Origin of the sequence: Kribbella sp. CA-293567, assembly GCF_027627575.1 — a bacterium.
Lineage (GTDB): Bacteria > Actinomycetota > Actinomycetes > Propionibacteriales > Kribbellaceae > Kribbella.
Genome location: NZ_CP114065.1, coordinates 6325824 through 6339827, shown reverse-complemented (window position 1 = coordinate 6339827; position 14004 = coordinate 6325824). Strand labels below are relative to the sequence as shown.

The window sequence follows — 14004 nt, the reverse complement described above, 5'->3', positions numbered from 1 at the left end:
CGGGGCTGATCGGGTCATGCGGCGCTCGACGGTCATCCGGTTGGGGTTCGGGTGGGCTCAACGCTTCAGCCGGCGAGGCGTGTGCGGGTGGGGTTATCCACCTCGGCCGGGATCAGTCGGGTGATGTGCGCTTGACGATCCATCGGTAGTGGTTCGGGTGGGCACAACGCTCTAGCCCGCGACGCCTGCACGGGTGGGGCTCACCGCCTCAGCCGAAAGTCATCGGTTGCGCAGGATGTCCAGATCCGACTGGCAGCGGGCTTCTACCTCGGCCAGCTCGGCCAGAGTCTCGTCGATGTCCCGCCGCCGTTGTTCGAGTTCCGCTCGCCGGGTGGTGATCTGGTTGAGGAGGTAGACCAGTTGGCCCTCCTCGCCGGGTTCACGGTCGTACATGTCGACGATGGTGGCGATCTCGTCGAGAGTGAAGCCGAGGCGTTTGCCGCGCAGGATCAGGCCGAGGCGGACCTTGTCGCGGGCGTGGTAGACGCGGGCCGTGCCGCGGCGCTCAGGGGTGAGCAGGCCGCGGTCCTCGTAGAAGCGGATGGTGCGCAGGGTGACGTCGTATTCGGCGGCCAGCTCCGCGATGGACCAGGTAGAGGTATCGGCAGGCACCCGGACATTGTGCACACAGCCCATCGTGCTTTACGTTTACGTAAGCGTCAATCACGAGGCCCGGGAGAGAGTCATGTCGTACGAGCTGTCCGAAGAGCACCGCGAGTTCGCCCACAGCGTGCGCGACTTCGCCCAGGCCGAGATCGCGCCGCACGCGGCCGAGTGGGACCGCAAGCACTACTTCCCGGTCGAGGTGGTCCAGAAGATGGGCGCGCTCGGGTTGTTCGGGCTGACCGCGCCGGAGGAGTTCGGCGGTTCCGGCGGCGACTTCACCAGCCTGTGTGTGGCGATCGAGGAGATCTCCAAGGTCGACCAGTCGATGGGCATCACGCTCGAGGCGGCGGTCGGGCTCGGCATCAACCCGATCCTGACCTACGGCACCGACGAGCAGAAGCAGCAGTGGCTGCCCGACCTGATCTCCGGTCAGCGGCTGGCCGGCTTCGGCCTGACCGAGCCGGAGTCCGGCTCGGACGCCGGCGCGACCAAGACCAAGGCCGTGCTCGACAACGGCGAGTGGGTGATCGACGGCTCGAAGCAGTTCATCACCAACTCCGGCTCCGCCATCACCTCGCTGGTCACCGTCACCGCCCGGACCGGCGAGAAGCCGGACGGCCGCCCGGAGATCTCCACCATCATCGTCCCGACCGGTACGCCGGGCTTCGTGGCGGAAGCGGCGTACGACAAGCTCGGCTGGCACGCCAGCGACACCCACCCGCTGTCGTTCGCCAACTGCCGGGTGCCGGAGGCCAACCTGCTCGGTCAGCGCGGCAAGGGCTTCGGCCAGTTCCTCGCCACCCTGGACGACGGCCGGGTCGCGATCGGCGCGGTCGCGCTGGGCTGCATCAAGGCCTGCCTGGAGATGTCGGTCCAGTACGCCGGTGAGCGCAAGACCTTCGGCGTACCGATCGGGCAGAAGCAGGGCGTCGCCTTCCAGATCTCCGACCTCAAGGTGATGGCCGACGCGGCCGAGCTGCTGGTCTACCGGGCCGCGGCGCTCAAGGACGCGGGCGCGCCGATGAAGGAGTTCAAGCAGGCGGCCGCCGTCGCCAAGCTGTACTCGACCGAGGCCGCGGTCACCGCGACCCGGATCGCGACCCAGGTGTTCGGCGGCTACGGCTTCATGGAGGAGTACCCCGTGACGCGGTTCTACCGCGACGCGAAGATCCTCGAGATCGGCGAGGGCACCTCCGAGGTCCAGCGGATGCTGATCGCCCGCGGCCTCGGCCTCCCGGTCGAGTGAACGGCCGGTCGAGTGAGCGGCCGGCCGAGTGACAGACGACGTAGCTGACAGGATGGCCGCATGAGCAGGGATCACTGGACCGAGGTCAAGGTCGCGCGCGAGGCGACGCTGTCGCCGCCCGAGAAGGCCGCCGCCAAGCTCGCCTCGCAGAACAAGCTCTACGTCCGCGACCGGATCGCCCTGCTCGTCGACGAGGGCAGCTTCGTCGAGGACGCGCAGCTCGCCAACGCGCTGAACCCGGGCCTGCCCGCGGACGGCGTCGTCACCGGCCGCGCGCTGGTCGACGGCCGGCCGGCTCTGCTGGTTGCCAACGACCCGACCGTCAAGGCCGGTTCGTGGGGAGCCCGGACGGTGGAGAAGATCGTCCGGATCACCGAGGTGGCGCTGCGCGACGAACTGCCGATCTTCTGGCTGATCGACTCCGCCGGCGCGCGGATCACCGATCAGGTGGACCTGTTCCCCGGCCGTCGCGGTGCCGGGCGAATCTTCCACAACCAGGTCGCGCTGTCCGGCAAGGTGCCGCAGATCTGCTGCCTGTTCGGCCCGTCGGCGGCCGGTGGCGCGTACATCCCGGCGTTCTGCGACCTGGTGATCATGGTCGACGGCAACGCCTCGATGTACCTCGGATCGCCGCGGATGGCCGAGATGGTGGTCGGCGAGAAGGTGACGCTGGAGGAGATGGGCGGCGCCCGGATGCACACCAGTGTCTCCGGCTGTGGCGACCTGCTCGCGAGTGACGACGCCGAGGCGATCGAGCTGGCCAAGCAGTACTTCTCCTACCTGCCCGGTTCGTGGCAGTCGCCGCCACCGGCGTACGACGCGTCACCGGCCGGCCGCGACTTCACCCGCGACCTGGTGCCGGTCGAGGAGAGCGTCGGCTTCGACATCCACGACGTGATCGACGCGATCACCGACGCCGACACCTTCTTCGAGATCAAGCCGGCGTACGCGCCGGAGCTGGTCGTCGGGTTCGGGCTGCTGGCGGGCCAGGTGGTCGGTTTCGTGGCGAACCAGCCGGCCGTCAAGGGTGGCGTGCTGTTCGTCGACTCCGCCGACAAGGCGGCCCGGTTCATCTGGTTGTGCGACGCGTTCAACGTGCCGCTGATCTACCTGTGCGACGTACCGGGGTTCATGATCGGCTCCGAGGTCGAGCGGGCCGGCATCATCCGGCACGGCGCGAAGATGATCACCGCGGTGTCGGAGGCGACCGTGCCGACGGTCTCGGTGATCGTCCGGAAGGCCTACGGCGCCGGCCTGTACGCGATGTGCGGGCCGGGTTTCTCCCCGGACGCGTGTATCGCGTTGCCGACGGCCAAGATCGCCGTGATGGGTCCGGAGGCCGCGATCAACGCGGTCTACTACAACAAGATCCAGCTGATCGAGGACGAGACCGAGCGGGTCGAGTACGTCTCCAAGCTGCGCGAGGAGTACGAGACCGACATCGACATCCTCCGGCTGGCCGCCGACCTGGTGATCGACGCGATCGTCGAGCCGGAGAACCTGCGCGACGAGCTGATCGCCCGGCTGGCCGCGGCGCAGACGAAGAACCGCCACTTCAGCACCAGGCGGCACGGCGTACCGCCGGTCTGATCGCCACGTCACAGGACTCCCGCGAACGGGTCGTCCAGTGACTGCCAGTCGAGGGTCGCGAGCTCGGACTCGGTCAGCAGGCAGGCGTCGAGAACCGCCTGCAGGCGGGCCGGGTCGAGCCCGACGCCGGTGGCGACCACGGTGCACTCGGCCAGGTGCTCGGTCTCCGACCACTCGCCGAGGGTGCCGAGCGAGGCGCTGAAACCGGCCGACTCCCAGCGAACCCGCTGGGTCGGCCGGTTCGCGAGCCAGACCACGCCACGGCTGCGGACGACGTCCTCGACGATGTCCTCCAAGGCTTCACTCAGCCGGGCGGGGTGCAGCGGGCGACTCGACCGCCACAGCATCGTGGTGACGCCGTCGCCGCTCGGCTGCAAACGCGAGTCGGTTGCCAGCTCACCTGCCCAGGCCTCGGCCGCCACGAAGTCGAACCGCCCGAGCCGCGAGACCGGCTCACCCGGTACGCCGCTGGGGTCCGCGCTGACGACGGTGGTCCGCGGGTTCAGGTGCTGGAGCAGGTGGTGCAGCCGCTCGGGCGCCTTGGCACGGTAGGCATTGGCGAGGACGCAGACATCGGCGTACTCGATCTGGCGCGCGGTCAGCTCGGCCACATTGCGCCGGTCGGGCGGCCCGAGCGCGAGTCCACGCTCGTCGAGCAACTCGTCGCCGGACAACTGCTCGACCAGCAGTACGGCGTCGACCACGCAGGTCACCGTGTCGACCTGGATCTCGGGCATCGTCGCGACCAGCGCACTCGCCAGTGACCGCGCCTCCATCGCAGGCGGAGCCGCCAGTACGACGTGCTGCCAGTGTTCGCGCGAGACCAGAGTCTCCAGCAGCGGTAGCAGCGACTCGATCAACTGACAGGCGCCGCAGTCGTCGTCGACGCTGAACTCACCCGCGTCGATCGGGCCACTGTGGTCGAACACCTTCCAGCCCAGGACGCCCCGGTGGCGCAGCTCGTCCTGATCCACCACGACAGCCACGGTGGTGGCGTCGACCATGGTGGCCAGTACGGGCTCGCGAAGGGTGGTCGAGAGCCCGGTCAACAGGGTCAGCGGGGTCTTACGATGGGCGGCCATGCCCTGAGTATATGAAAACGGTTTTCATCAGTCCAGAGCTGGGGGTGCACCGGTTTTCCCGCGAGTTCGGGAAAAATCGCGGGCCGCCGCGGAAATCCGCCAGAAGCTGTTAACTGTTAAAGGGCCGGTGCCTTCCGTGAGCAGGGAGAGCTAACTAGGGTGCGGACTATGCCGGAGCCACTCGAGCAGGCTGACAGCGAGTTCGCGCGGATCCTGCGCGCGGCGATCCGGGCGCGCGGGCTCGGGCTGGAGCGGATTCGGGACCGGCTGCGGGCTCAAGGCGTGTCGGTGAGTCTGGCGACGCTCAGCTATTGGCAGTCGGGGCGGTCCCGGCCCGAGCGGCGTGACTCTCTGGCGGCGGTGCAGTTGCTGGAAAGCGTGCTGGAGGTGCCCGCCGGCACGTTGGTGGACTCGTTGGGGCCGCCGCGGAGGCGTGGGCGATGGCTGAGCACCGTGCCGGTGCCGCCGGAGGTGGCCGCGTTCTGGGCCAGGCCGGACGCGGTCGTGGACGCCGTCAGCGAGGTCGACATCAAGTGGGACGAGCGGCTGACCAGGATCAGCCAGCACGATCGGGTGTTCATCGGTCCCGAAGGCGGTGAACGGTCCTACCACTCGCGCCAGGTACTCCGGGCGGAGGCGGACGGCCCTGATCGCTGGGTCGTGATCATGCACCTCGACGAGCATGATCGCGCGCTGCCCGAGATCAGGCCGCTGCGGCATTGCCGGCTGGGTCGCACGGTACTGCGCCCCGCCGACGGCCTGCTGGTCGCCGAATTGCTGTTCGACCGTGCGCTGCGCAAAGGCGAGACGGTGATCACCGAGCACGAACTGGTGAATTCCGCGCCTTATCCGCCGGCCACCAACTACGAACGGAAGTTCCGGTTGCCGGTCCGGGAGTTCGTGCTGGAGGTCTGTTTCGACCCGGCGGCCCTGCCGGTCGGCTGTGAGCGCTATTCGCAGCTGGACGAGGCGGCCGAGACCGTCGTACGGGTGGAGCCGGAGGAGTCGGTGCACGGAGTCGCGCTGAACTTCGGTCCCGGCCGGTACGGCTTGCGCTGGAACTGGCCGCACCAAGAAAAGTGAAGTGTTAAGTCCATAGCCTTAACTGTGAAAAGCGCCCGAGTGATATCGGCGCCTCGAATTCGTTCCTAGGGTCGGCCCAACCCCTCCCCGGAAAGAATTCAAGGAGAACAGTGATGAAAAGGCGCAGGAAGACGGCCGCAACGGTCGGCGGAGCCGCGGTACTGGCTTCGATCGCGGCTCTGGTCGCCGTCGGCGGCCCGGCCAACGCGGAGCAGTCGCGAGCCTCGGGCTCAGGTCCGGAGGCGCTCCTGCAGCAGCAGGCCGTGCTGCACCAGGTGTCCGGCAAACTGGCTCCCTCTCCGGCTCAGGCCGGCCGGTGGATCGCCGACGGCAAGCTGATGGTCGCCGTGACGACCCAGCAGGAAGCGGCCAAGGTGCAGCAGGCCGGTGCCACGCCGAAGCTGGTCAACCGCAGCCAGGCGCAGCTCGACGCGCTGTTCGTCAAGGTCGACAAGATCGCGACGGCCGATCGTGGGAAGGGTCTGCAGAGCTGGGGAATCGACCCGGTCAGCAACAAGGTCGTCGTCAAGGTGCGTGGCGCGTACGGCGGGCTGCGGGGGCTGGGTGACGGCGTCCAGGTCGTCCAGGTCAGTACGACGTACAAGCAGCAGGCCGGAGAGGTGCATCCAGGTGATCCCTGGTGGCCGGGCAGCGAAACCTATTGCTCGGTCGGCTTCCCGGCAACCGATGCCCAGGGCAACAAGCACTTCGTCACCGCCGGACACTGCACCAACGACGCCAACCAGGCGGCGTACGGCGCGATCGGCCAGGCCAACCGGCTCGGTACTTCGAACGTCGGCGGCAGCCGCAGCATCAACGCCCGCGAAGGCGACATGGGCGTCGTGGCCGTGACGGAGAGCGGCTGGACCCTCTCGCCGAACGTCAACACCTGGGGCTCACCCGCTGTCACGGTCAGCGGTACGGCCGACGCGATCGTCGGCGACGCGGTCTGCCACTCCGGCAACACCGCACCGAAGTGGGAGTGCGGCACGGTCACCGCGGTCAACCAGTCGATCAACTACGGCAACGTGACGATCGACGGGCTGAGCACGACCAACGCCTGCTCGCAGGGTGGCGACTCCGGCGGTGCTTGGCTTCGCGGCAGCGAGGCCGTCGGCCTGCATTCAGGCGGCAACAGCAGCTGTGTCTCCGGCGACTCCGGCAACTCGATCTTCCAGCCGGTCAGGGAGGCGCTGACCAAGTGGAACCTCACGTTGCTCACCGGCGCACCCGACCCGGGCGGCGATGACGAGGCACCGACCACGCCGGGCAACGTCCGCTCCACCGGTACGACGTCCGACAGCGTCTCGCTGGCCTGGGATGCCTCGACGGACAACACTGCCGTCACCGGCTACGAGGTCTACAACGGCAGCGCTCTCGCGACAAGCGTCACCGGTACGACGGCCACTGTCTCCGGCCTGACGGCGGACACCAGCTACTCCTTCACCATCCGGGCAAAAGATGCTGCAGGCAACAAGTCGCAGGCCAGCTCGGCCGTGACGGCGCGCACCCAGCCAGGCGGCCCGGGCGGCGGCCGGACCTTTGCCAACGGCACCGACTTCCCGATCCGCGACTTCCAGACCGTGGTCAGCCCGATCCGCTCGACGGCGACCGGCAAGACCGCGAGCCAGCTCAAGGTCACCGTCGAGGGCAACCACACCTGCCTGGAAGACCTCAACATCTCTTTGGTCTCCCCGAGCGGCCGCTGGTACTACCTGCAGCGCACCGGCGGCGCCATCTGCCACCCGCTGCCGGCCAGCAAGACCTACACCTTGACGCCGACCGGCACCGAGAACGCAGCCGGTACGTGGAACCTCCGCATCGGCGACAACGGGCCCGGCGACACCGGAGCCCTGACGAACTGGTCGATCACCCTCTGACCCTTTCGCTCCTGTGCCGGGTCGAGGTGATCCCTCGACCCGGGTGAGCAGCCGGCCGGCTTGGGGACAGCCGGCCGGTTGTTTTCCACGCAGCTCCTTCGTCGCTGCTCCCGCCGGCCTCGGTGCGCGGCTCCTGCGTCGCCGCTTGGTGGTGGTTGCGGTGGTCGGCTGGCGGCGGGCCGGTAATCGGAGGTGCTCGCCGCTGGAATGCGAGGTGGGCGGTTGTCGACGGCAAAGCTTGTCGAACATCCGGCGGCGACCACTCACCGGCCAAGCCGCTAGCTGAATATCTACCGACCAGGCGGCTGTCCTACGCACACCAGTGGCGCAGCGACAGATACCTCCGCTGATGCCGACGAGCCGACCACCGCGCTGAATGTGACGATCCAGACGGCGGACCAGCAGTTCGTGGTTGCTCTGACCTAGCCGCGCATAGAAGCCCATCGCAACCACACAGCAAGCGGCGACGCAGGAGCCGCGCACGAGGGTGGGCGGGAGCAGCGACGGAGGTGCTGCGTGGGAAAACCCGAGGCAAGCACCCACAAGTGTCTGGTAGGCAAGACACATGACGATCGAGATCGCGCCGTACGCCGGTGAGTGGGAGCAGTTGCAGGATCTGATCAACCTGGCGTTCTCCGCGCCGTGGACCGAGGCTCAGCTGAAGACGGAGGAGCAGGTCTGGGCGAGGGAGCGCAGTCTGGTTGCCGTCGACGGGAAGGAACTGGTCGGGCACACCGGGTCGTTTCGGTTCGAGTTCACCGTGCCGGGCGGGCAGGTCGCGGCCGGCGGGGTGACGATGGTCGGCGTGGTCTCGACGCATCGTCGGCGAGGCATTCTGCGTGATCTCATGCGCAGGCAACTGACAGACCTGTACGAGGCGGGGGAGCCGCTGGCTGTGCTGACCGCGAGTGAGCCGGTCATCTACGGGCGCTTCGGGTACGGGCTGGCTTCCGATCATCAGCGCGTCACCATCAAGCGGGTCTCGCGTCAGTTGCGGGAGGTGGCCGGGGCCGGCGACGTCCGGATCCGGTTCGCCGATCCGCAGGAGTCGCTGCGGCAGACTACTGCTTTCCACAACGCCGAGGCGCTGACCCGGCCGGGCATGTTCCAGCACGGCGAGAAGCTCCAGTACTACGCGACGCACGACAACGTGACGACCGATCTCACTGGCGCGTCCCCGCTGCGGTGTGTGCTCGCCGAGCGCGACGGCGAGTTGGTCGGCTACACGCACTACCGAACGCGTCGTACCGACAGGGGTTTCGTCGACGTCGTGCGGGTGCACTCGCGGGACGTGGCCGCGCATGCGGCCCTGTGGCAGTTCCTGCTCGACCCCGACCTGCTCAGCGAGACGACGTACGGGTCGCTGCCGTCCGATGACCCGCTGCTGTTCCTGCTGGTCGATCCGCGAGCGGCTGACGCAACCACGGTGGACGGGGTGTGGGCCCGGTTGACCGATGTCCAGCAGGCACTGAGCGCGCGAACGTACGCCGAGGAACTGGACGTCGTTCTGGGCGTCGAGGACGACTTCCTGCCCTGGAACGCCGGCTCCTGGCACCTGACCGGTGGTCCGGATGGCGCGGCCTGCGAGAAGACCGACCGTGCGCCGGACGTCGTACTCGGTGTGCGCGACCTCGGTACGGCGTACCTGGGTCGTCCGTCGCTCGGGCTGCTCGGCGCGGCCGGGCTGGTGGAGGAGCGGACCGATGGAGCGCTGGCCGCGACGTCGCGGGCGTTCCTGTCAGCGCGGGTGCCCTGGCTCGACACGGGGTTCTGATCCAGCACCCGGCTAGTCTTCCCGGATGCAGCCAAGCCGTCGTAGCGCGTTGGCAGTGGCGCTCGTTCTGGCGCTGGGAGTGGCCGCTGTCGCGCTGGTCGTGCTCGCGTCGGCAGGTGGCAGCGTCCGGCCGTACAGCGAGAGCACTGCCACCGCGGCGCCACGCGAGCTGCCGACACCGACGCCGGACCAGGTGACCCCGCCGCAACAGCTGTCACCACCGCCGAGGAAAGAGGTGGAGCCGTTCGAGACGCCGGCCTGGGTGACGTTCCTCTGGCAGGCGGTGTTCTACGCGGTCGCGACGATCCTGCTCCTGCTCCTGCTCCGCGCGCTCTACCGGATGCTCCGCAAGGTCGAGTTGCCGACGCCTGAGCGCTCCGACTCCGACTGGGAGCGTCTGAAGGTCGCAAGGCTCGCCGAAGCGGTCGAGTCCGGCTTGGCCGCGATCGACTCCGGTACTGCGACCGACGGCGTGATCGCGTGCTGGGTAGCCCTGGAGGACGCTGCCGCCTCAGCAGGCGTGGCGCGGCAGCCGTCTGAGACACCGGCCGAGTTCACGGTGCGGGTGCTGGGTGTCGGCGGTGTTTCCGAGCCCGAGCTGCTCCGGCTGGCGCAGCTCTACCGCGAGGCGCGGTACTCGACGCACGGCTCGAGCGAGGACTCCCGCAACCAGGCACGGGCAGCACTCGTCCGGCTGCAGGAGGAGCTCGCGGCAGCGACAGCACGTCGTACCCCGGCGCAGCCTGGCCAGCCGGAGGACGACTCCGAGGTGACGTCCCCATGAAGCAGCGGTTGGGACCGTTCAACAAGGTGCTCGTGCAGCACCTGCTGATCGCGGTGCTGGGCAGCCTGGTGCTGGTAGCGGGCTTCGGTCTGGCCGGCACTCAGCCGCGGCCGCTGTGGTTCGTCGCGATGGGGTTGGCGATCGGCTTCGGTTCGGTGGCTCTGCGGCTGGCGATGCCGCAGGTGCTGGAGACCTCCTGGCCCGCCCGGTACGACGAGAAGCTGACCGCCCGCCGGGGCCGCAACAGCGACAACCGGACCCAGTTCCTCGCGACCTGGGTGCAGGAGTCGGATCGGGAGCGCAGGGCCGGGGAGGGATCGATGACGTTCACTCGCCGGATTCGCCCGCTGCTGCTGGAGCTGACCGTCGACCGGCTGGTGCACCGGCACGGTATCGACCCCGAGCTGGAGCCCGAGCGGGCCCGGGAGGTGGCCGGTGCGCAACTGTGGGACCTGATCAGCGGCACCGAGGCACGGACCGCGACGTTCGCGGAGATCGAGTTGGCAGTCCAGACCATCGAGAAGTTGTGAGGGAACCCGTGACTGATGAGCTGAGCCTCACCGAGGTGTCGGCGTTGAGCCGGAAGGTGCTGGACCGGGTCGGCGAGGCGGTGGTCGGCAAGGGCGAGGCGCTCGAGCTGGTACTGGCCGGGATCCTGGCCGGCGGCCACGTGCTGCTGGAGGACTACCCGGGCCTGGCCAAGACGCTGGCGGCGCGGTCGTTCGCACAGGCGCTCGGTCTGGAGTTCCGCCGGGTCCAGTTCACCCCGGACCTGCTGCCCTCCGACGTCACCGGTGCGTTCGTCTACGACCAGCGGGACTCGCAGTTCGTCTTCCGGCCCGGTCCGATCTTCACCGGCCTGCTGCTGGCCGACGAGATCAACCGGACACCGCCGAAGACTCAGGCCGCGCTGCTGGAGTCGATGCAGGAGCATCAGGTCACCGTCGAGGGCGAAACCTTCCCGCTGCCGGTGCCGTTCCACGTGCTCGCCACGGCCAACCCGGTCGAGTACGAAGGGACCTACCCGCTGCCGGAGGCCCAGCTCGACCGCTTCATGCTGCGGATCGCGTTCGGCTACCCGACGGCCGCTGAGGAGTGGGAGGTCCTGCAGCGCCGCATGGGTCGCCGCTCGGAGGACCAGAAGGTCGAGCCGGTCACTGATGCCGCCGGACTCCTTGCGGCGCAACAGGCGATCGAGACCGTCACCGTCGACGACACAGTCGGCCGGTACTGCGTTGAACTGGCCGCTGCGACTCGCCGCGACTCCCAGGTGCTGGTTGGCGCCTCGCCCCGTGGCTCACTGGCGCTGCTGCTGGCCGCTCGCTCGTACGCCGTCATCCAGGGGCGCGACTACGTCGTACCGGAGGATGTGAAAGCGGTTGCCAGCCCTGCGCTGGCTCACCGGATCACTGTGCGGCCCGAGCTGTGGCTGCACGAGGTGACTGGCGCCACTGTGGTGCGTGCCGTGTTGGGGTCGGTGCCTGCACCGCCTACCGTCGCGGGCGCCCGGCAGTGAGCTGGCGGCCGACACACGCGCAGATCAGGGCGGTCACGGTCGCTGCCGTCCTGCTGATGATCGCTGTGCTGGGTCGTCGGCCGGACCTGGCCGTGCTGGGTCTTCCACTGGCCTTCGTCGCTGCCTGGGGACGCTTCTTCCGTCCACGGGCCCAGCCGGTGGTCACGACCGAGCTGGACGCCGACGTGCTGTTCGAGGGACAGGCGACGACGTACAGGCTGAAGGTCGACGAGGAGCTGGACCCGGACGTCGACCTGGTGGTCATGTCTCTGCTCCGGACGCCGTGGTTCCGCTACGACCCGCCGCAGGCTGCTGTAGCCGCGCCGGCGGGGCAGGGCGGCGTGGCCGTCGAGGTGGGCCTGCGCTCCGAGCGCTGGGGGCTGCGGCCGTTGGAACACCCGATCGTCATCGCCACCTCTGTCCTGGGCGGCTACCGGACGCACGTGTCCTCGACGGGCGCTCAAGCCATCAGTACCTTGCCACTGCGCGACGGGTTCGAGGCGGTCGACTCGGTACCGCGCCCTGCCGGGCTGGTCGGGCTGCACCGCTCCCGCAGGCCGGGGGAGGGCACTGAGCTGGCAGGCGTCAGGCCGTTCCGTACCGGCGACAGGTTGCGCCGGATCAACTGGAAGGTGTCGGCCCGCACGCGCGAGCTGCACGTCACGTCCACCTGGTCAGATCGAGACACCGAGGTCGTCATCCTGCTCGACACTGGCGCGGAGGTCGGCATCAGTGAGGGCATCGACGGCAGGTCGAGCAGCTTGGACACCGCAGTACGAGCGGCCGCGTCCATCGCCGAGCACTACCTGCGGCACGGTGATCGGGTCCGCCTGATCGACACCGGTACGACGACCGGCGGAGTGCGCGCCGGTAGCGGCCGGGCCCACCTGCGGCGGATCCTCGACGTGCTGGTGCACGCGGATCGCAAGAGCCGGCAGCAGGACGAGAACCAACTGGCCCGCCGGCACCGGATCCGCGCCGACAGCCTGGTGATCGTGCTCAGCCCCCTGCTGGGCAAGGCGATGCTCGGCTACATCGTCACGTTGGTCCACTCGGGCTGCACGGTGATCGCGGTCGACACCCTGCCGCCGGATGTGGCCGACGTGATCGACCTGGAGCAGCACGACGCGAAGGCGTGGCCGCTGGCGTGGCGGCTCCGGCTGCTCGAGCGCCGGGCGGAACTCGACCGGCTGGGCGACCTCGGCGTACCGACGGTCGGCTGGCGGGGCGCCGGGACGCTGGACGAAGTACTGCGGGATGCGGCGCGTGTCGCCTCGGCACCGAGGATCCGGTCATGAGCGGCGCGGAGAAGCTCACCCAGTGGTTGTCACAGGCCCAGTCGACAGGTACGGCGACCTGGCTTGCGCGGTCGGCGATCGCGCTGGCGGGAGTGGTGGCCGTCGTGCTGCCCGGCTGGCAGACCTGGGACCAGCTTGATGCGGTCCCGATCGTTGGGTCGCTGCTGCTGGTCGCCTGCGTGCTGCTGCCCGACTCGTTGGCGGCACTCGTGTTCATTCTCGTCGTCTGCTTCGGCTGGTTGATGCGAGCGCCGAACGAGCTGAGCTGGAGCCTGGTGGTGACCGGGATCGCCTTGTTGGTGGTGCACCTGGCGTCAGCCTTCGCCGCCCAGATCCCGTCGTACGCCGTGGTCGATCGGCAGGCTTTGCGCAGGTGGTTGCTTCCAGCAACTGTTGCGCTGCTGCTCGGCCCGGTCGTCGCGCTGGCCGCCGCGGTGGTGCGCGGGGCCGGCGTACGGGGGTCTTTGCTGGTGACCGTCGGTGCGCTCGCCGCCGCGACTGCCGTCGTCTGGTTCGCTTCCGGTCAACCGCTGGGTGACCGCGAGGACTAGTGGAGGGTGAAGAGTAGTTCGGTGGCCCACTCGCAGGAGATCGGATTGGGGCCGGCGACCTGCATCGCGGCCATCACGGTGAGCAGCATGCCGGTCGCCATGAACTTGGTGACCTCGTCCGGCGTCGCGCCGGTGAGATCGCCGACCAGGCGGTGGATGCCACCGAAGCGCGCCCGGACGGTCTCGCCGATCGCCGGGTCGGCGCTGGCGGCGAACCCGTGCAACAGGACGACCAGGAGCTCCCGCTCCGGCATCAGTTCGTTGTAGGCGTCGCCCAGGCTCTCCAGCGTGCCCTCGCGCGTCGCCGCCAGCCGGAACTCCTCCTCGATCCGGTCGCAGACCCGGTGGGTGGTCGCCAGGAAGAGTTGCTGCTTGGTGCCGAACAACCGGATCACGTACGGCTGCGACACCCCTGCCAGCCGCGCGATCTCGTCGGTCTTGGTGCCCGCGTAGCCATTGGCGCCGAACGCCACCACGGCGGCCTGCAGCACCTCTTCGCTCCGCTCGGCCGCGGTCAGCCTGGTCCTCGTCATCGGCTTCCTCTCCGTCGTCACTTGACATGTTATCAGTCGATGCATACTTTGATCCGGGCGT

The 14004-nt window shown here is 68.9% G+C and carries 13 protein-coding genes; 10 read left to right on the top strand and 3 right to left on the bottom strand.

Features of this window, described 5'->3' with window-relative positions:
• Positions 1-219: 219 nt before the first annotated feature.
• Positions 220-612 carry a MerR family transcriptional regulator gene (locus OX958_RS29360; RefSeq protein WP_270133218.1) on the bottom strand — a complete coding sequence of 131 codons (393 nt, stop codon included), beginning with the start codon at positions 610-612 and terminating at the stop codon, positions 220-222.
• Between the two features lie 73 nt (positions 613-685).
• Here OX958_RS29360 and OX958_RS29355 point away from each other — a divergent pair, with 73 nt between their 5' ends.
• Together OX958_RS29355 and OX958_RS29350 are read left to right on the top strand one after the other, a co-directional pair.
• Positions 686-1852: an acyl-CoA dehydrogenase family protein gene (locus OX958_RS29355; protein WP_270133216.1), complete on the top strand. Its 1167-nt coding sequence runs from the start codon at positions 686-688 to the stop codon at positions 1850-1852.
• Between the two features lie 60 nt (positions 1853-1912).
• Complete coding sequence (locus tag OX958_RS29350) at positions 1913-3442, top strand: acyl-CoA carboxylase subunit beta (RefSeq protein WP_270133215.1); 1530 nt, start codon at positions 1913-1915, stop codon at positions 3440-3442.
• Positions 3443-3450: 8 nt separating this feature from the next.
• On the opposite strand, the gene OX958_RS29345 is transcribed toward OX958_RS29350, so the two are convergent.
• The gene (locus OX958_RS29345; protein ID WP_270133214.1) at positions 3451-4524 is read right to left on the bottom strand and encodes a CobW family GTP-binding protein; all 1074 of its coding nucleotides are present in this window, start codon (positions 4522-4524) and stop codon (positions 3451-3453) included.
• Between the two features lie 168 nt (positions 4525-4692).
• Between OX958_RS29345 and OX958_RS29340 the strand changes: the two genes are divergently transcribed.
• The 8 genes from OX958_RS29340 (at position 4693) to OX958_RS29305 (ending at position 13410) form a co-directional block, all read left to right on the top strand.
• The gene (locus OX958_RS29340; protein WP_270133213.1) at positions 4693-5607 is read left to right on the top strand and encodes an XRE family transcriptional regulator; all 915 of its coding nucleotides are present in this window, start codon (positions 4693-4695) and stop codon (positions 5605-5607) included.
• 113 nt (positions 5608-5720) lie between these two features.
• Positions 5721-7487, top strand: coding sequence for a proprotein convertase P-domain-containing protein (locus OX958_RS29335; protein WP_270133212.1), 1767 nt, complete (start codon positions 5721-5723; stop codon positions 7485-7487).
• Between the two features lie 565 nt (positions 7488-8052).
• Entirely contained in the window at positions 8053-9261 is a 1209-nt protein-coding gene (locus OX958_RS29330; RefSeq protein ID WP_270133211.1) for a GNAT family N-acetyltransferase, read from the top strand.
• Positions 9262-9286: 25 nt separating this feature from the next.
• On the top strand, positions 9287-10045 hold the full coding sequence (locus OX958_RS29325) for a DUF4129 domain-containing protein (RefSeq protein ID WP_270133210.1): 759 nt from the start codon (positions 9287-9289) through the stop codon (positions 10043-10045).
• A complete protein-coding gene (locus OX958_RS29320) occupies positions 10042-10575 on the top strand; it encodes a hypothetical protein (protein ID WP_270133209.1) in 534 nt (177 codons plus the stop codon). The genes OX958_RS29325 and OX958_RS29320 overlap by 4 nt, the downstream gene beginning before the upstream one ends.
• 8 nt (positions 10576-10583) lie before the next feature.
• On the top strand, positions 10584-11561 hold the full coding sequence (locus OX958_RS29315; protein WP_270133208.1) for an AAA family ATPase: 978 nt from the start codon (positions 10584-10586) through the stop codon (positions 11559-11561).
• Positions 11562-11617: 56 nt separating this feature from the next.
• Positions 11618-12859, top strand: a complete 1242-nt coding sequence (locus OX958_RS29310; protein ID WP_270133207.1) for a DUF58 domain-containing protein — start codon at positions 11618-11620, stop codon at positions 12857-12859.
• The gene (locus OX958_RS29305) at positions 12856-13410 is read left to right on the top strand and encodes a hypothetical protein (RefSeq protein ID WP_270133205.1); all 555 of its coding nucleotides are present in this window, start codon (positions 12856-12858) and stop codon (positions 13408-13410) included. The genes OX958_RS29310 and OX958_RS29305 overlap by 4 nt, the downstream gene beginning before the upstream one ends.
• Here the strand turns inward: OX958_RS29305 and OX958_RS29300 are convergent.
• A complete protein-coding gene (locus OX958_RS29300; RefSeq protein ID WP_270133204.1) occupies positions 13407-13943 on the bottom strand; it encodes a TetR/AcrR family transcriptional regulator in 537 nt (178 codons plus the stop codon). The genes OX958_RS29305 and OX958_RS29300 overlap by 4 nt on opposite strands.
• Positions 13944-14004: the final 61 nt, after the last annotated feature.

Excerpts from the sequence above, each read along its gene's own strand:
- OX958_RS29335 (WP_270133212.1), top strand. The coding sequence starts at position 5,721 with ATGAAAAGGCGCAGGAAGACGGCCGCAACGGTCGGCGGAGCCGCGGTA.
- OX958_RS29345 (WP_270133214.1), bottom strand. The coding sequence starts at position 4,524 with ATGGCCGCCCATCGTAAGACCCCGCTGACCCTGTTGACCGGGCTCTCG.
- OX958_RS29350 (WP_270133215.1), top strand. The coding sequence starts at position 1,913 with ATGAGCAGGGATCACTGGACCGAGGTCAAGGTCGCGCGCGAGGCGACG.
- OX958_RS29310 (WP_270133207.1), top strand. The coding sequence starts at position 11,618 with ATGATCGCTGTGCTGGGTCGTCGGCCGGACCTGGCCGTGCTGGGTCTT.
- OX958_RS29320 (WP_270133209.1), top strand. The coding sequence starts at position 10,042 with ATGAAGCAGCGGTTGGGACCGTTCAACAAGGTGCTCGTGCAGCACCTG.
- OX958_RS29355 (WP_270133216.1), top strand. The coding sequence starts at position 686 with ATGTCGTACGAGCTGTCCGAAGAGCACCGCGAGTTCGCCCACAGCGTG.
- OX958_RS29340 (WP_270133213.1), top strand. The coding sequence starts at position 4,693 with ATGCCGGAGCCACTCGAGCAGGCTGACAGCGAGTTCGCGCGGATCCTG.
- OX958_RS29300 (WP_270133204.1), bottom strand. The coding sequence starts at position 13,943 with ATGACGAGGACCAGGCTGACCGCGGCCGAGCGGAGCGAAGAGGTGCTG.
- OX958_RS29330 (WP_270133211.1), top strand. The coding sequence starts at position 8,053 with ATGACGATCGAGATCGCGCCGTACGCCGGTGAGTGGGAGCAGTTGCAG.
- OX958_RS29325 (WP_270133210.1), top strand. The coding sequence starts at position 9,287 with ATGCAGCCAAGCCGTCGTAGCGCGTTGGCAGTGGCGCTCGTTCTGGCG.
- OX958_RS29305 (WP_270133205.1), top strand. The coding sequence starts at position 12,856 with ATGAGCGGCGCGGAGAAGCTCACCCAGTGGTTGTCACAGGCCCAGTCG.